We start from the raw sequence: 16,576 nt of genomic DNA, 5'->3' as shown, positions 1-16,576 counted from the left end.
CACCGGGGGCGCTCGGCTGACACCCGGGGGCGCTCGGCTGACGCGTGAGGGGCATCCCCGCCCGGCGACGCCGCCTGGTCAGCCGTCGCGCCGGGGAGTGCTCCCGCGCACGACGACCTCGAGTGCGAGCGGCACCTCGGCGTCGTGCTGCCAGTCGCTCTCGACGGCGGCACGCAGCGCGCGGTAGCCGAGGTCGTCGAACGGCGCGCGGACCGTGGTCAGCCCGGGGCCGATGTCGCGGCACGTCGGGATGTCGTCGAACCCCGCCACCGCGATGTCGACGCCGACCTGGCGTCCGGCATCGCGCAGCGCCGACGCGATCCCGGCGGCCACGAGGTCGCTGACGCCGAAGATCAGCGTGCCCTCTGCCAGTCCGTCCGCGAGCAGCTCGCGGGCGACCGCATAGCCGGCGTCGCGGGTCGTCGCCCCGTGGCGCACGGCGGCGGTGGTCCCGCCGCCGTCGGTGAAGCCGGCGGTGAAGCCGCCGATGCGGTCGTCCGATGCCCGGAGGCCTTCGGGGCCGCCGATCACGACGGCCTGGCGGTAGCCGAGCTCGGCGAGCTCGGCACCGAGCGCCTCCGCGCCGCCGCGGTTGCCGAGGCTGATCGACCGCTGCCCCGGTTCTCCCTCGCCGAGCACCACGACATGGCAGCCCATGGCGGCCAGGGCGGTGAGTTCGTTCTGGAGGGCGGCGGAGTCCGACCCCGCCTTGCGGGCGACGCCCAGGATCAGCCCGCGGGGGCGTTGCCCCCGCAGCGTCCGGACCAGGCGCAGCTCGCGCTCCGGATCGCGACCGGTGTCGGCGATCGTGACGATGAAGCCCGCCTCCTCGGCGCCGCGGACGACTCCCGAGGCCAATCGGCCGAACGAGACGTCGCCGATGTCGGCCACGAGCAGGGCGACGATCGCCGAGGTTCCCCGGGCGGTCGCCTGTGCGGACAGGTTGGCGGTGTAGCCGAGCTTCTCGGCCGCGGCATCCACCCGCTCGCGGTAGCTCTCGGCCACCTTGCGGGTCGATCCGTTGAGCACGCGGGAGGCGGTCGCCAGCGACACGCCGGCCTCGCGCGCGACGTCGTGCAGGGTTGCTGCGCCTCGGGCAGGCGCGTGCGTCTCGCTCACGAGGCTGAGTCTAGGACCTCTGTCCGGATCATGGTCTGATCAGGCAAACCTTCTCATTCAGCGCAGTGAGCGAGGTGAGCGTCGCGTGTCAGGCCGATCGCCGTCCGGTCAGGCGAGACGCAGCGCGGCCCACGCCACCGGAGGGAGGTCGAGCGTGAGAGCGGATGCCTCGACCGAGGCGCCGTCGAGAGGGCGGACGCCGACGCGCTCGCGGTCCTCCAGAGTGTTCGCGGCGTAGAGGTCGTCCTCGTGCAACAGGTGGGACTCGACCACCGCGACGTCACGCCCCAGCGCCGCGACGAGGGGCGCCACGTCGAGGCGGAGGGACGCGGCATCCGTCGTCGAGCGGTTCACGATGAAGACGCTCGCGCCGTCGTCGTCCACGGTCGCGACGGCGTTCACCGATGGCACGGCTCCGAAGCGCGCGCTCTCGAACGTCGCCGCGTCGACGGGCAGGCGCACGGCCCGGCCCTGCGCGAGGCGCGACGTGAGCGAGAACGGGTGAAAGGTGGTCTGCCGCCAGGCCGGGCCGCCGGGCTCGGTCATGATCGGCGCGATGACGTTGACGAGCTGGGCGAGCGAGGCCGAGCGCACCCGGTCGGCGTGCTGGAGAAGCGTGATGAGGAGGTCGCCGAACACGACCGCATCGAGGGCGCTGTAGCGGTCCTCGAGCTGCCGCGGGGCGATCGGCCACTCGTCGGGACGGTAGGTGGCCTCCTCCTCCTTCCAGCGGGAGAGGTACCAGATATTCCACTCGTCGAACGAGATCATGATGCGCTTGTCGCTCTGCTTCACCGCCGCGACGTGGTCGGCGGTCGCGACCACCGAGGCGATGAACCTGTCCATGTCGACGCCGGACGCCAGGAACTCCTGCGCGTCCCCGTCCTGCTCCTCGTAGTAGGCGTGGCACGAGATGAAGTCGACATCGTCGAACGTGTGCTCGAGCACCTCGCGCTCCCACGAGCCGAACGTCGGCATCGTGCGGCTCGACGATCCGCACACCACGAGCTCGATCGTCGGATCGAGCTGTCGCATGCCCTTCGCCGTGCGCGATGCGAGCTTTCCGTAGTCGGTGGCGCTGCGGTGGCCGAGCTGCCACGGCCCGTCCATCTCGTTGCCGAGGCACCACATCGTCACGCCGAAGGGCGCCGAGCGACCGTTCGCGGCGCGTTCGCGCGTGCGCGTCGTGTCGACCGACGTGTTGGCGTACTCGAGCAGGTCCAGGGCCTCTTCGGTGCCGCGTGTGCCGAGATTGACGGCGAGCATCAGCTCGGAGCCGATGCGGTCGAGCCACGACTGGAACTCGTGCAGGCCGACGACGTTCGTCTCAGTCGCGTGCCACGCCAGGTCGAGTCGTGTCGGTCGCTGGTCGACCGGGCCGATGCCGTCCTCCCACCGGTAACCCGAGACGAAGTTCCCGCCCGGGTAGCGGATCGTCGTGACACCGAGCTCCTTCACGAGCTCGATGACGTCGGCGCGGAACCCGTCGGCGTCGGCGGACGGATGTCCGGGCTCGAAGATGCCGTCGTAGATGTGGCGCCCGAGGTGCTCGACGAAGCCGCCGAACAGGCGTCGGTCGATGTCGGCGATCTCGAGCGCGGGGTCGAGGCGTGCGGCGGCGTGGGTCATGCGGGTCCTCGGGCAGGATCAGAGAGCGGGGGCGGCCGGCAAGCGCGGCGACCCCGCGACACTAGCGCGCGGCGCGCGAATCACCCATTCGGCCCTGAGGATGCCGGGTTCAGGCGCCGCCGAGCGCGGCGGTGACGACCGCGCGGGCTTCGGCCTGCACCTCGGCGAGGTGCTCGGCGCCGCGCAGCGACTCGGCGTAGAGCTTGTAGACGTCCTCCGTCCCCGACGGCCGGGCGGCGAACCAGGCGTGCTCGGTCTGCACCTTGAGCCCGCCGATCGCGGCGCCGTTACCCGGCGCGTGCGACAGCTTCGCGGTGATGGGTTCCCCGGCGAGCTCGGTCGCGGTGACCGCCTCGGGCACGAGCTTGCCGAGCGCCGCCTTCTGCGCTGGCGTCGCCGGAGCATCGACCCGCTGGTACGCGGAGGCGCCGAACTCGGCCTCCAGCTCGGCGTAGCGCTGCGACGGCGTCTTGCCCGTCACCGCGAGGATCTCGGCGGCGAGCAGGCACAGCAGGATGCCGTCCTTGTCGGTCGTCCACACCGTCCCGTCCTTGCGCAGGAACGAGGCGCCCGCGGACTCCTCGCCTCCGAAGGCCACCGATCCGTCGAGCAGACCGGGCACGAACCACTTGAACCCGACCGGCACCTCGAGCAGCGGCCGGCCGAGCGATTCGGCGACGCGGTCGATGATCATCGACGAGACGAGGGTCTTGCCGACCGCGGCATCCGCCGGCCATTCGGGCCGGTGCGAATAGAGGTAGTCGATCGCGACGGCGAGGTAGTGGTTGGGGTTCATGAGCCCCGCGTCGGGCGTGACGATGCCGTGGCGGTCGGCGTCGGCGTCGTTGCCCGTGAGGATGTCGTACTCGTCACGACGGGCGACGAGCGCGGCCATGGCGGACGGCGACGACGGATCCATGCGGATCTTCTCGTCCCAGTCGAGCGTCATGAACTTCCAGGTCGGGTCGACGTCGGGGTTCACCACGGTGAGGTCGAGTCCGTGCACCTCGGCGATGAGCGCCCAGTACTCGACCGACGCGCCACCCAGCGGGTCGGCGCCGATGCGCACCCCGGCGGAGCGGATCGCGTCGACGTCGATGATGTCCGCCAGGTCGCGCACATACGCGTCGCGGAAGTCGTAGTCGCCCAGCGCGTCGCCGTCGAGGTCCTTGAACGGCGTGCGGGCCACGCCCTCGAGGCCGGCCGCGATCAGCTCGTTCGCGCGGTGCGCGATCCATCCTGTGGCGTCGGTGTCGGCGGGGCCGCCGTTCGGCGGGTTGTACTTGAAGCCGCCGTCGCGCGGCGGGTTGTGGCTGGGGGTGACGACGATGCCGTCCGCGCGGCCCGTGTCTGCGGCATCCCGCCCCTTGTTGTACCTGAGGATCGCGTGGCTCAGCGCCGGCGTGGGAACCCACGAGTCGCGCGAGTCGACCCGCACGTCGACACCGTTCGCGACGAGCACCTCGATGGCGCTGCGCTCGGCGGGAAGCGACAGGCCGTGCGTGTCGCGGCCGAGGAAGAGCGGACCCTGGATGCCCTGCTCGCGGCGGTAGTCGACGATCGCCTGCGTCGTCGCGAGGATGTGCACCTCGTTGAAGCTCGCCGAGAGGGATGAGCCGCGGTGGCCGCTGGTGCCGAACGCGACGCGCTGCTCGGGCACCGACGGATCGGGCGTGAGGTCGTAATAGGCGGAGATCAGGTCATCGATGTCGATGAGGTCGGATGCTTCGGCGGGCTGTCCTGCGCGAGTCATGGGTCCAGTCTGCCCGTCCCGGGGGAGGGGCGCACGGTCTTGACGCGGGGAGCGTGTCCGGTCGGTTGTGCCGCAACTCCTCCTGGGGTGGCCGTCGCCGCCCCGGCACGGCCGGATTCCCGCCCCGCTGTCGCGCCGGCACCGAGGCGGGCTGGAGTTGTGACACGCGGCTAGGCTGGCACCCGTGACTTCCGAGCCCCCCGCCGCGCGCCGCACCTACAGCTATCTCGGACCGGCCGGGACGTTCACCGAGGCGGCGCTTGCGCAGGTGCCCGAGGCGCGCGCGCAGGAGTGGCGCCCGGTGCGCAATGTGGGCGAGGCTCTGTCCGACGTGACCGAGGGCCGCTCCGACGCGGCGGTGATCGCGATCGAGAACTCCGTCGACGGCGGCGTCTCGACTGCCCAGGATGCCCTGGCCACCGTCCCGGGGCTGCGCATCGTCGGGGAGTACCTGGTGCCGGTGGAATTCGTGCTCGTCGCCCGCCCCGGCGCGACGCTCGACGACGTCTCGGTCGTCGCCGCGCATCCCGTCGCGTACGCCCAGTGCCTGCAGTGGCTCTCGCGCGCCCTGCCCGCCCACTCCCACATCCCCGCCGCGAGCAACGTCGCCAGCGCGATGGGCCTCATCGACGGATCGATCGCCGCGGATGCCGCGATCGCGCCGCCCGGGATCCTCGAGCACCACGAGCTCGAACTGCTCGCCTCCGCGATCGGCGACAACCCCAACGCCGTCACGCGCTTCGTGCTCGTGAGCAAGACCGTCGCGCCGCCGCCGCCCACCGGGGCGGACAAGACGTCGCTCATCGTCGAGCTTCCCGATGACCACCCGGGCGCCCTGCTCGAGATGCTCGAGCAGTTCGCCACCCGCGGGATCAACCTCTCGCTGCTGGCGTCGCGTCCGATCGGCGACGCCCTCGGGCGGTACCGCTTCGTGATCGACGCCGACGGGCACATCGAGGACGAGCGCATGGCCGACGCGCTGCTGGGCCTGCGGCGATTCAGCCCGCAGGTCGTGTTCCTCGGCTCGTACCCGCGGGCCGACCGCGCGGTCGTGCACTACCCGGAGCGCTACTCCGACGACGTGTTCGTCGAGGCGCGCGACTGGCTGCGCGGACTCATCAGCGGCGAGCCGGACGACGCATGACCGCGCCCGGTCCTTTCGCCTTCGATCCCGACGTCCCGTCCCACGTGCGAACGCTGGAGCGCCTCGAGACCGAGCAGGTCGCGTGGCTCGGCACGATCGGGCGCGACGGCTACCCGCACGCCGTGCCGATCTGGTTCCTGTGGAAGGACGGCCGCGCGCTGATCATGAGCGAGCCCGCGACGGCCAAGGTGCGCAACATCCGCGCGAACGACCGCGTGCTGCTGCACCTGGAGGCCGGAGCCGACGGCGAGCAGCTGAACGTCCTGCGGGGTGTCGCCGAGCTCTCGCCCGAGCCGTCTACCGCGTGGCTTCCGCGCATCGCAGAGGCGTACACGGCGAAGTACGACGCGTGGCTGAAGCGCCTGAACCTCACGACCGAGACGATGGCGGAGCGGTACTCCGTCATGATCGAGATCACCCCGCACACGCTGATCGCCTGGTAGCGGCATGGCCGGCACCGGCGCCGGCGGCACCACGCGGCCACCCCTGCGCCGCGCGGCACCCCGGCAGTACCCTGGACCATGCTCGATCCGACGAGCTCACTCGCCGAGGGGCGGCGTGCGTACGCCGCATCCGACTGGTCCGGCGCCCTCGCCCAGCTGAGCGCGGCCCGGGAGCAGACGTCCCTCGACGCCGAGGACATCTCGACCCTCGCGCGCGCCGCCTGGTGGCTCGGGAGGGTGCCTGAATCGCTCGCGTTCGCCGAGGAGGCGTTCCGCGCCTTTCTCGACGCCGACCGGAGTGTGGATGCCGCGATGACGGCGCTGCAGCTCGGGCTGCTGTGGGTCACGCGCGGCGACCTCACGATCGGCAACGCCTGGGTGCACCGCGCCCGGCGACTGCTCGCCGACGAGCCCGACGGCCCCGCGCACGCCTACCTCGCGTACCTCGACGCGTCGTTCGCGATGATGTTCGAGGGCGGCTCGGAGTGGGACGAGCACGTCGACAGGCTCGCCGACCTGGCGGTGCGCTTCGCGGATCCGGCGGTGGAGGCGCTCGCGCTCGCCGTGCAAGGCCTGGCGACGCTGCGGCGCGGAGACTGCGCGCAGGGCTTCGCGCTGCTCGATGAGGCGATGCTTCCCGTGCTCGCCGGCCGGCTGCCCGTCGAGTGGGCCGGCGACATCTACTGCACGGTCATCCACGTCAGTCACGAGCTCGCCGACTTCCGGCGGATGGAGGGCTGGACCCGCGCGACCGAGCGGTGGTGCGCACAGTTCGGCAGCGAGGCGATCTACACCGGCATCTGCCGCGTGCACCGCATCGAGCTGCGCAGTGCGCGCGGCGAATGGACGGATGCCGAGGAGTCCATCGCGCGCGAGTGCGCCGACCTGGCCGGCGGCAATCCGTGGGTCGCGGGGGAGGGCTTCTACCAGCTCGGCGAGCTGCGCCGGCGGCGCGGCGACCGGGCGGGAGCCCGCGAGGCGTTCGCGCATGCCCGCTCCTCGGGGATCGACCCGCAGCCCGGGGAAGCGCTGCTCCTGCTCGACGAGGGTGATGCGACCGGGGCGCGGACGCTCCTCACGCTGTCGCTCGCCGAGCGCGACGCGCTGGCCCGCGTGCGGCTGCTGCGCGCAACGGTCGACGTCGCGCTCGCGAGCGGTGACCGCGAGGGAGCGGAGTCCGCGGCGGCTGAACTGCGCCGCGCGGCGGACCGCTTCGGAAGCCCCGGTTTCGCGACGTGGTCGGCCCACGCCGACGGCATGCTCGCGCTGGCCGACGGCGATCATGCCTCGGCGCTCGCCGCGCTGCGGCGGGCCGAGGCATCCTTCCGCACCGACCGTCAGCAGTACGAGCTCGCGCGGGTGCTGCTCCTCGAGGCGCAGGCGCATGAGATGGCGGGGGATGCCGCGGCCGCCCGCGCCGCGCACGATCAGGCGCGGGGCATCCTCGACCGGATGGGCGCGCGTGTGGCCGAGGGCGTCGCGCCGGCACCGGCGGACGGGCCGCTCACGCCGCGGGAGCGCGAGGTTCTGGCTCTCGTCGCCGAGGGCGCCGGCAACCGCGAGGTCGCGCAGCGCCTGTTCATCAGCGAGAAGACGGTCGGCAGGCACCTCGCGAACGTGTACCTGAAGATCGGCGTCGGCACGCGCACCGCGGCAGCCGCATGGTGGCATGCGCAGCAGGTCGCCGGCGATCCGGGCGATGCAAGTGGCGCACATCATGCAGGCGGCCCGGTGCCCGGATCTGCATGATTCTCCCGATTCGGCGGTGCCGGTCGCGCTCATACCGTGGGTGACGCGGGGCCGCTGGGGGCCTCGCCCCCGCCCCGAAGGAGCACTCCCATGACCCTCTCAACCCCCGACACCCTCGCCTCGACCTCGACGGCCGAGGAGTACGCCGAGCGGATGATGGCATCCGCGCTCGGCTGGATCGACGTCATGTCGGCCTACCTCGGCGACCGGCTCGGCTGGTACCGGAGCCTCGCCGAGCACGGACCCTCCACCCCCGACCAGCTCGCCGACCGCACCGGCACGCAGCGCCGGTACGCCCGCGAGTGGCTGGAGCAGCAGGCGGTGAGCGGCGTGATCCTGCTGGACGAGAGCGAAGACGGCACGCGGCGTTACACGCTTCCGGATGCCGCGGCCGAGGTGCTCCTCGACGGCGACAGCCTCAACTACCTCGGCCCGCTGCCGAGGGTCTTCGCCGCAGTGAGCCGGACCATGCCCGAGCTGCTGGAGGCCTACCGCCACGGCGGAGGGGTCAGCTGGGCCCAGCTGGGCGCCGATGCGCGCGAGGCGCAGGCGGAGCTGAACCGACCCCTGCTCGCCGAGCTCCCGACCGCGTTCGCAGGGATCGGCGACGTGCAGTCGGTGCTCACCCGGCCCGGAGCGCGCGTCGCGGATGTCGGCATGGGCGGCGGCTGGTCGTCGATCGCCCTCGCGCAGGCGTACCCCGCACTCGAGGTGGACGGATTCGACATCGACGAGCCGTCGATCGAGCTCGCCCGGGCCAACGCCGCGGCCGCGGGTGTCGCCGACCGGGTGCGGTTCCACAACGCGGACGGCGACGGACTCGCCGCTCACGGACCGTTCGATGCGGCGTTCGCGTTCGAGTGCATCCACGACATGGCGCGACCCGTCGACGTGCTGGCCGCGATGCGGCAGGCGGTCCCGCACGGACCGGTCGTCATCATGGACGAAGCCGTGGGCGAGCGCCTGGTCGCGCCGGGCGACGAGGTCGAGCGCCTCATGTACGGCTACAGCATCTTCTGCTGCCTGCCGGACGGTCTCTCGCACCGGCCCAGTGTCGGCACCGGCACGGTCATGCGCCCCGACACCCTGCGGGACTACGCACAGGCGGCCGGCTTCGCCGACCTGAACATCCTCCCGGTCGAGGACTTCGGGATGTTCCGGTTCTACTCGCTGACCCGGTGAGGGTCAGCCGGCGAGCGGGAGCTCGGCCGCGAGCAGCTCGAGCGTCTGCGCGCGGCCGGGCGAGGCATCCATCGGCTCGCTGTCGTACGACCCGGCGATCGGCGAGATCATGATCTCGTCGACGCCGTGCGCGGTGGCGAACGCGGTCAACTCGCCCGCGACCGCGGCGGGCGTGCCCACGAACCAGTTCGCGCGGGCCGACGCCATGAACGAGTCGCCCAGCCCGTCGAAGTCGGCCGCCCCGGCGATCGACTGCTCGACCGTCTCGAGCGGCACCAGCGGGCGGTTCGTGCGCAGCCGCGCCGTCATACGCAGGTTCGGCAGGGCGCGCTCCTCGGCCTCTTCACTCGTGGGCGCGGCGAGCACATTCGCGGTGAGGAAGGTGCGCGGCTCGGGGTGCGCCTCGCTCGGCTGGTAGCCGGTGCGGTACAGGTCGAGCGCGCGTTCGAGCCCCTGACCGGAGAAGTGGTTCGCGAAGACGTAAGGGAGTCCGACGGCCGCGGCGAGCTGGGCCGAGTAGTCGCTGGAGCCGAGCAGCCACACCTCCGGCACGGTCGACGCCGCCGGCGTCGCGTGCACGTCATAGGTGCCGCCCGAGGTGAAGCGCACCGCCGCCCCGTCCGGTGACACGAGCGACACGATGTCGCGCACGTGGTCGGGGAACCGCTCGACGTCGCTGGTCGTGCCGCTCTGCCGCAGCAGCTGCGTGATCACCGGATCGGATCCCGGCGCACGGCCGATCCCGAGGTCGATGCGGCCCGGTGCGAGCGCCTCGAGGGCGGCGAACTGCTCGGCCACCACGAGCGGCGAGTGGTTCGGCAGCATCACGCCGCCCGAGCCGAGTCGGATGCGCGACGTGCGCGCGGCGGCGGCCGCAGCCAGCACGGGAGGCGTGGTCGAGGCGACCGCGGGCATGTTGTGATGCTCGGCGAACCAGTAGCGGCGGAAGCCGAGGTCATCGGCGCGGGCGACGAGGGCGAGGGATGCCGCGACCGCCTGCGCGCTGGTCTGGCCGGAGCGCACCGGCACGAGGTCGAGGACGGACAGGGCCGGTGCAGAAGTCATCGCTCACCCCAACCCTCAGTGCGGGTCGGCGTATTCCCGGGCGCCGCCGACGGATCAGGCTGAGGCGCGCCAGACGACCGGGCACTCCAGCACCCTGCCGCCCGTCTCGGGATCCTCGCCCCGCAGCTGACGCAGCACCGACTCGGCCGCGGCGCGTCCGAGCTCGGTCGCCGGCTGGTGCACGGTCGACAGCGGCGGATCGCAGCGCAGCGCCCAGGTGCTGTCGTCGAATCCGACCACGCCGATGTCGTCCGGGATGCGGCGCCCCGCCGACTGCAGCACGTCCATGGCTCCGGCGGCGACGGCGTCGCTCGCGGCGAACACGCCGTCGATGTCGGGCGCGCGTTCGAGCAGGGCGCGCATGCCGGCCTGCCCGTCGGAGTAGGAATACAGGGGCACGCGCTCGACGAGCTGCGGGTCGAATCGGTTGCCCAGTGCGTCGACGAACCCGGCGAGGCGGTCCGACCCCGAGTCGCGGTCGAGCGCCGAGGCGATCATGCCGATGCGCTCCCGTCCCGTGCGGGCGAGCCGGGTGGTGATCTCGCGCGCTGCGCCGCGGTTGTCGATCGCGACATAGGCCGCGTCGCCGATGTCGCGGGGATGTCCGACGAAGGCGGCGGGCAGGCCCAGGTCGGCGATCGCCCGCGTGATCGGATCGCCGACGCGTGCCGACACGATGATCACGCCGTCGATGAGCCCGCCGCTCAGGTACCGCGCCAGCCGCTCGATGTCTCGTGTGCTGTCGGCGATCATCACCGACAGCTGGTAATCGGCCTCGGAGAGCGCGGCATTCGCGCCCATCAGGATCGACCCGATGTTGGGGTCTTCGACGAACAGCGAATGCGGCTCGTGGACGATGAGCCCGATCGCCTGAGAGCTCTGCATCACGAGGCTGCGCGCGGCCCGGTTGGGAACGAAGCCCACCTTCGCGATCGCCGCGTCGATCGCCGCGCGCGCTTCGTCGGAGACGTAGGGCTGCCCGTTGAGGACGCGGCTCACGGTGCCGCGGGAGACGCCGGCTTCGAGAGCGACGTCCTTGACGGTGGCACGGCGCCTCTTCACGGTGTTCTCCACGCGACCCATCGTATGTGCACGAGCACAGTTCGTCACTGGCTGATTGACAGGGATTGGTCATGCGCATACTCTGTACACGTTCACAGACTCTCAGCGTCGAGATCTCACGCCCGGATCTGTGCACGTTCACAGATCCGAGGAGAACATGACGGTCCCCGCCCGCCACTTCCAGCACGACGGCATCGCTTTCGGGTGCGACTACAACCCCGAACAGTGGACCCCCGACGTGTGGGACGAGGACATCGCCCTGATGGGCGAAGCCGGGGTCGACCTCGTGGCGATCAACATCTTCGGGTGGTCGCACATCGAACCGCGCGAGGGCGAGTACGACTTCCGAGGGCTCGACGACATCATCGGCCGCCTCCACGCCGCCGGCATCAGGGTGAATCTCGGCACCGGCACTGCCTCGACTCCCGCATGGCTCACCACCGCCTACCCCGAGGTCCTGCCCATGGTCGAGGACGGCACCCGCCGCTACCCCGGCGGCCGCCAGGCCTGGTGCCCGAGCTCGCCGGTGTTCCGCGCCGCAGCGCTTCGGCTCGTCGAGGCCGTCGCCCGCCGCTACGGCGACCACCCGGCCGTCGCGCTGTGGCACGTCTCGAACGAGCTGGGCTGCCACAACGCGCTCTGCTACTGCGATGTCAGCGCCGCCGCGTTCCGACGCTGGCTGCAGGCGAAGCACGGCACGATCGAGGCGCTCAACGCCGCCTGGGGGACCGCGTTCTGGAGTCAGACCTACAGCGACTGGGAAGAGATCCTCCCGCCGCGCGCGACCCTCTCGAGTCGCAATCCCGGCCAGATGCTCGACTTCCACCGCTTCAGCTCGGACGAACTGCTCTCGTACTACCGTGCCGAGGCCGAGATCATCCGGCCCCTCAGCGCGGCGCCCGTCACCACGAACTTCATGGTGACCGCCCACATCGAGAACCTCGACTACTGGTCGTGGGCCGGCGACATGGACATCGTCGCGAACGACCACTACCTCGACCATCGCCTCGCCGACCCGACCGCTGAGCTCGCCTTCGCGGCAGACCTCTCGCGCGGCCTGGGCGCCGGCGCACCGTGGCTGCTGATGGAGCACTCCACCGGAGCCGTGAACTGGCAGCCGCTCAACAAGCCGAAGGCGCCGGGCGAGGCCATCCGCAACTCGCTCACCCATGTCGCGCGCGGCGCGGACGGCGTGTGCTTCTTCCAGTGGCGCGCTTCGGTGCAGGGGAGCGAGAAGTTCCACTCCGCGATGCTCCCGCACGCCGGCACCGACTCGGCCGTATGGCGCGAGGTCGTCGAGCTCGGCGGCATCGTCGACCGCATCGGTGAGGTCGCGGGCTCCCGGGTCGAGGCGGACGTCGCCCTCGTCTTCTCGTGGGAGTCGTGGTGGGCGACCCAGACCGAGTCGCGACCGAGCCAGGCGCTGGGCTACCTCGACCAGATCCACGCCGCCTACGGCGCGCTGCACGGCCTCGGCCTGACCGTCGACATCGTGCCGCCCGGTGCCGAGCTCGACGCCTACCGTCTCGTCGTCGTCCCCGGGCTGCACCTGGTGCGGGAGGCCGACGCCGCGGTGGTGACGGACTGGATCGCCGCCGGCGGCACCGCCGTCGTCACGTTCTACAGCGGCACCGTCGATCAGGACGACCGCGTGTGGACCGGCGGCTACACGGGTCCGTTCCGCGAGGCCCTCGGCATCCGCGTCGAGGAGTTCGCGCCGGTCGCGCCCGGCGAGACGCTGCGCCTGACCGACGGCTCCACGTCGACCCTGTGGTCGGAGCGCGCCCGCGTGACCACCGCCGAGACCGTGGCATCCTTCGCCGACGGACCCGCGACAGGCGCCCCGGCGATCACCCGCAACGTCTGGGGTGAGGGCACCGCGTGGTACCTCGCGACCCACCTCGATACCGCGGACTACCGCGCCCTGCTCGGCGGCATCGCCGAGGCGGCCGGCGTGCGTCCGGCAGCAGTCGTGCGCGGAGGCGACGGCGCCCTCGAGATCGTGCGTCGCCGAGGAGCGGATGCCGCGTACCTGTTCGTCGTCAACCACGGGCCGACCGCGGCGCTGGCCGAGGCATCCGGATTCGAGCTCGTCACCGAATCATCGGTGACCGGTGACATCGAGGTGCCGGCGGGAGCCGTGCGCATCATCAGAGAGGAGGCGGCCGCATGACCGCCACAGAGGTCCTCGTGACGCGGAGCGCCCGCAAAGCGCGCAACGCGCGATCGGGCGGCGAGCGGCGTCGGCACACCCCGCACAAGGGGGCGATCGCGATCTTCACGGGTCCGTTCGGCGTGCTGTTCCTGCTCTTCTACCTGATCCCCATCGGCTACGCCGTGTGGCAGTCGCTGCAGGTCGTGCAGCGCGACGGCCTGTACGGCGAGCCTCAGCAGGTCTTCGGCGGGCTGGCGCAGTACGCGCTGGTCTTCCAGAACGCGCCGTTCTGGGAGTCGGTCGGCCGCGTGCTGCTCTTCGGCGTCGTGCAGGTGCCCATCATGCTCGGCCTCGCGCTGCTGTTCGCGCTGCTGCTCGACTCTCCCGCGCTCAAGGGGAAGAAGTTCTTCCGCCTGGCGTTCTTCGCGCCGTACGCCGTCCCCGGCGTCATCGCGGCGATCATGTGGGGCTTCCTGTACTCGCCCAACCTGTCTCCGTTCACGCAGGTCACCCAGACGATCGACTTCCTCTCACCGCAGCTCGTGCTGTGGTCGATCGCGAACGTCGTGACCTGGGTGTTCGTCGGCTACAACATGCTGATCATCTACTCGGCCCTGCTGGCCATCCCCGCCGAGGTCTACGAGGCCGCACGCCTCGACGGCGCCGGCCAGATCCGCATCGCCTGGTCGATCAAGATCCCGATGGTGGCACCGGCGCTCATCCTGACCGCCGTCTTCTCGATCATCGGCACGCTTCAGCTGCTCGCCGAGCCGCAGGTGTTCCGCTCGTTCACCGCGGCGGTGTCGAGCACGTTCACGCCGAACATGACGATCTACGCCACCAACTCGATCCCGAACACGCAGCTGGCCGCAGCCTTCTCCGTCGTCCTGGCGCTCGCGACCTTCGCGCTGTCGTTCGCGTTCTTGAAGCTGACCCAGCGGAAGGCGGCCCAGTGACGAGCATGCTCACCCGTACGCGCGGCGCGACCGCCGACGACCTGACCCCGACGCGGGGTCCGCGCGAGAGCGTCCTGTCGCGCGGGGCCGCGCTCATCGTGATGGGCGTGTTCACGCTCTACTTCCTCGTGCCCATCTGGTGGCTGTTCATCGCGTCCACCAAGGACCGTGGCGACCTGCTCACCACCAACGCACTGTGGTTCGCCGACTGGAACTTCTTCGGCAACGTCGGCGACCTGCTGACCTACAACAACGGCATCTACGTGCGCTGGCTCCTGAACAGCCTCGGCTATGCGGGCATCGGCGCGCTGCTGGCGACCGTCGTGGCCGGCATGTGCGGCTACGCGCTGGCGAAGTACCGGTTCCGCGGCCGCGAGGTGTTCTTCAACGTCGTGCTCGGCGGTGTGCTCGTGCCTGCGACCGCGCTCGCGCTGCCGCTGTTCCTGCTGTTCAGCCAGGTCAACATGACGGACACGTTCTGGGCGGTCCTGCTGCCCAGCATCGTGAGCCCGTTCGGCGTGTACCTCAGCCGCATCTACGCCTCGGCCAGCGTGCCCGACGAGCTCATCGAGGCGGGCCGCATCGACGGCGCCGGCGAGGTGCGCACGTTCTTCACGGTGTCGGTGCGGCTCATGATGCCCGCCCTGATCACCGTGTTCCTCTTCCAGTTCGTCTCGATCTGGAACAACTTCTTCCTGCCGCTGATCATGCTGCGCAGTCAGGAGCTGTTCCCGGTGACCTTCGGTCTCTACTCGTGGAACACGCAGCTCAACCAGATCCCCGAGCTGCGCACCTACGTCCTCGTCGGCTCGTTCCTGTCGATCGTGCCGCTCATCATCGCGTTCCTCCTGCTTCAGCGCTTCTGGCGCACCGGACTCGGCACCGGATCCGTGAAGTGACTCCCCGCCGGTGGCCCCGGCCGCCGGCACCCCTGTAATCGCACCACCCGAACAAGTAAGGAAGATCATGCAGCACTCCAAGAGGGCAGTCGTCACAGGCGTCGCACTGCTCAGCGCGCTCACCCTGGCCGGCTGCGCCGGCGGCAGTTCCGGCGCGGGCGAGAACGGCGGCAACGGCGCGGATGCCGCGGCCTGCGCCCCGTCGGACGAGAGCGTCACGCTCGACTTCACGTCGTGGATCCCCGGCATCGAGGACGTCGTCGCGATCTGGAACGAAGAGAACCCCGACATCCAGGTCGAGGTGCAGACCGGACCCAACGGCAACGGCGGCACCTACCAGAGCTTCTTCAGCCAGCTCGCGGCCGGCAATGCCCCCGACCTGGGGCAGATCGAGTACGACGCGCTCGCGAGCTTCCGCGTGCAGGACGGTCTCGAGGACCTCTCGGCGTGCGAGGACGTCGTCGCGGCCGAGGCCGACTTCATCCCGTGGACCTGGGGCCAGGTCACGCTCGGCACCGACGGTGTGTACGGCGTGCCGCAGGACTCGGGCCCCATGGCGCTGTTCTACCGCTCCGACCTGTTCGAGCAAAACGGCATCGAGGTTCCGACCACGTGGGAGGAGTACAAGGAGGCAGCCAAGGCCGTGCGCGCGGCCGGCGGCTACATCACCAACTTCTCGACCGCCGACATCAACCAGTTCGCCGGCTTCGTGTGGCAGAACAACGGCGACTGGTTCACCAACGACGGCCAGGAATGGACCGTCGACCTGACCGGTGATGCCTCGACGCAGGTCGCCGACTACTGGCAGGAGCTGCTCGACGAGGACCTCGTCGCTACCTACCCGGCCTGGACCGAGGAGTGGAACAACGCCTACAACTCGGGTGCGGTCTGGACCTGGAACTCGGCCGTCTGGGGCGCCAACTCGATCTCGTCCGGCGCTCCTGACACCGCCGGCAAGTGGTCGGTCGCACCGTCCCCGCAGTGGGAGGACGGCGGCGCCAGCTCCGGCAACTGGGGCGGCTCGTCGATCGCCGTCTTCAAGGGCACGGACCACCTCTACGAGGCGGCGAAGTTCGCCCTGTGGCTGAACACGTCGGACGAGGCGCTCACCGCCCTCAACCAGTCGGCGAACATCTACCCCGCCACGACGGCCGGTCTGCAGCTGCCGTCGCTCCAGGAGGGTGTCGAGTTCTACGGCGGCCAGAAGATCTACGACGTGTTCGCCGAGGCCGCGCAGCAGGTCAACCCCGACTTCGTGTGGGGTCCGACCATGACGCAGACCTACGCCGACGTCTCGGACGGCTTCCAGAAGGCGGTCACCGGCCAGGGCACGCTGCTCGAGGCGCTCGAGGCCGGCCAGGAGGCCACGATCGCGACCCTCAAGGCGCAGTCGATCCCGGTCGCGGAGTAGAGTCCCCGC

General features: G+C 71.0%; 13 protein-coding genes. 8 read left to right on the top strand and 5 right to left on the bottom strand.

Annotated features, from left to right (window positions below):
* Positions 1–78 precede the first annotated feature (78 nt).
* From H9622_RS03625 to pgm, 3 genes are all read right to left on the bottom strand, one after another.
* Positions 79–1,119, bottom strand: coding sequence for a LacI family DNA-binding transcriptional regulator (locus H9622_RS03625; protein ID WP_191764304.1), 1,041 nt, complete (start codon positions 1,117–1,119; stop codon positions 79–81).
* Positions 1,120–1,227: 108 nt separating this feature from the next.
* Positions 1,228–2,748: an arabinosylfuranosidase ArfA gene (gene arfA / locus H9622_RS03620; RefSeq protein WP_191764302.1), complete on the bottom strand. Its 1,521-nt coding sequence runs from the start codon at positions 2,746–2,748 to the stop codon at positions 1,228–1,230.
* A 109-nt stretch (positions 2,749–2,857) separates the two neighbouring features.
* Positions 2,858–4,501 carry a phosphoglucomutase (alpha-D-glucose-1,6-bisphosphate-dependent) gene (pgm, locus tag H9622_RS03615; protein WP_191764300.1) on the bottom strand — a complete coding sequence of 548 codons (1,644 nt, stop codon included), beginning with the start codon at positions 4,499–4,501 and terminating at the stop codon, positions 2,858–2,860.
* A 184-nt stretch (positions 4,502–4,685) separates the two neighbouring features.
* On the opposite strand from pgm, the gene pheA reads away from it, so the two are divergent.
* From pheA to H9622_RS03595, 4 genes are all read left to right on the top strand, one after another.
* Entirely contained in the window at positions 4,686–5,645 is a 960-nt protein-coding gene (gene pheA, locus H9622_RS03610) for a prephenate dehydratase (protein ID WP_191764298.1), read from the top strand.
* Positions 5,642–6,088, top strand: coding sequence for a pyridoxamine 5'-phosphate oxidase family protein (locus H9622_RS03605; protein ID WP_191764296.1), 447 nt, complete (start codon positions 5,642–5,644; stop codon positions 6,086–6,088). Before pheA ends, H9622_RS03605 begins: the two co-directional genes overlap by 4 nt.
* A gap of 78 nt (positions 6,089–6,166) precedes the next feature.
* Positions 6,167–7,837, top strand: a complete 1,671-nt coding sequence (locus tag H9622_RS03600) for a helix-turn-helix domain-containing protein (protein ID WP_191764294.1) — start codon at positions 6,167–6,169, stop codon at positions 7,835–7,837.
* A 90-nt stretch (positions 7,838–7,927) separates the two neighbouring features.
* Entirely contained in the window at positions 7,928–9,019 is a 1,092-nt protein-coding gene (locus H9622_RS03595) for a class I SAM-dependent methyltransferase (RefSeq protein WP_191764292.1), read from the top strand.
* 3 nt (positions 9,020–9,022) lie between these two features.
* On the opposite strand, the gene H9622_RS03590 is transcribed toward H9622_RS03595, so the two are convergent.
* Together H9622_RS03590 and H9622_RS03585 are read right to left on the bottom strand one after the other, a co-directional pair.
* Positions 9,023–10,084 carry an LLM class flavin-dependent oxidoreductase gene (locus tag H9622_RS03590; protein ID WP_191764290.1) on the bottom strand — a complete coding sequence of 354 codons (1,062 nt, stop codon included), beginning with the start codon at positions 10,082–10,084 and terminating at the stop codon, positions 9,023–9,025.
* 54 nt (positions 10,085–10,138) lie between these two features.
* Entirely contained in the window at positions 10,139–11,167 is a 1,029-nt protein-coding gene (locus H9622_RS03585) for a LacI family DNA-binding transcriptional regulator (RefSeq protein ID WP_191764288.1), read from the bottom strand.
* Between the two features lie 136 nt (positions 11,168–11,303).
* Between H9622_RS03585 and H9622_RS03580 the strand changes: the two genes are divergently transcribed.
* The 4 genes from H9622_RS03580 (at position 11,304) to H9622_RS03565 (ending at position 16,567) form a co-directional block, all read left to right on the top strand.
* Positions 11,304–13,319: a beta-galactosidase gene (locus H9622_RS03580; RefSeq protein ID WP_191764286.1), complete on the top strand. Its 2,016-nt coding sequence runs from the start codon at positions 11,304–11,306 to the stop codon at positions 13,317–13,319.
* Complete coding sequence (locus H9622_RS03575; protein ID WP_191764285.1) at positions 13,316–14,257, top strand: carbohydrate ABC transporter permease; 942 nt, start codon at positions 13,316–13,318, stop codon at positions 14,255–14,257. The genes H9622_RS03580 and H9622_RS03575 overlap by 4 nt, the downstream gene beginning before the upstream one ends.
* 5 nt (positions 14,258–14,262) lie before the next feature.
* On the top strand, positions 14,263–15,156 hold the full coding sequence (locus tag H9622_RS03570) for a carbohydrate ABC transporter permease (protein ID WP_191765592.1): 894 nt from the start codon (positions 14,263–14,265) through the stop codon (positions 15,154–15,156).
* A 67-nt stretch (positions 15,157–15,223) separates the two neighbouring features.
* Positions 15,224–16,567, top strand: coding sequence for an ABC transporter substrate-binding protein (locus H9622_RS03565; RefSeq protein WP_191764283.1), 1,344 nt, complete (start codon positions 15,224–15,226; stop codon positions 16,565–16,567).
* Positions 16,568–16,576 lie beyond the last annotated feature (9 nt).

The sequence above is a fragment of the Microbacterium gallinarum genome (genome assembly GCF_014837165.1).
GTDB classification, from domain to species: Bacteria; Actinomycetota; Actinomycetes; order Actinomycetales; family Microbacteriaceae; genus Microbacterium; species Microbacterium gallinarum.
Note: the sequence above shows the minus strand (reverse complement) of the source record. Positions and strands in the feature narration are given on the sequence as shown.

Bases quoted from the DNA above. Each gene is read 5' to 3' on its own strand.
- H9622_RS03590 (WP_191764290.1), bottom strand. From the start codon at position 10,084: ATGACTTCTGCACCGGCCCTGTCCGTCCTCGACCTCGTGCCGGTGCGC.
- H9622_RS03580 (WP_191764286.1), top strand. From the start codon at position 11,304: ATGACGGTCCCCGCCCGCCACTTCCAGCACGACGGCATCGCTTTCGGG.
- H9622_RS03575 (WP_191764285.1), top strand. From the start codon at position 13,316: ATGACCGCCACAGAGGTCCTCGTGACGCGGAGCGCCCGCAAAGCGCGC.
- arfA (WP_191764302.1), bottom strand. From the start codon at position 2,748: ATGACCCACGCCGCCGCACGCCTCGACCCCGCGCTCGAGATCGCCGAC.
- H9622_RS03600 (WP_191764294.1), top strand. From the start codon at position 6,167: ATGCTCGATCCGACGAGCTCACTCGCCGAGGGGCGGCGTGCGTACGCC.
- H9622_RS03565 (WP_191764283.1), top strand. From the start codon at position 15,224: ATGCAGCACTCCAAGAGGGCAGTCGTCACAGGCGTCGCACTGCTCAGC.
- H9622_RS03585 (WP_191764288.1), bottom strand. From the start codon at position 11,167: ATGGGTCGCGTGGAGAACACCGTGAAGAGGCGCCGTGCCACCGTCAAG.
- pgm (WP_191764300.1), bottom strand. From the start codon at position 4,501: ATGACTCGCGCAGGACAGCCCGCCGAAGCATCCGACCTCATCGACATC.
- H9622_RS03570 (WP_191765592.1), top strand. From the start codon at position 14,263: ATGCTCACCCGTACGCGCGGCGCGACCGCCGACGACCTGACCCCGACG.
- H9622_RS03595 (WP_191764292.1), top strand. From the start codon at position 7,928: ATGACCCTCTCAACCCCCGACACCCTCGCCTCGACCTCGACGGCCGAG.
- H9622_RS03605 (WP_191764296.1), top strand. From the start codon at position 5,642: ATGACCGCGCCCGGTCCTTTCGCCTTCGATCCCGACGTCCCGTCCCAC.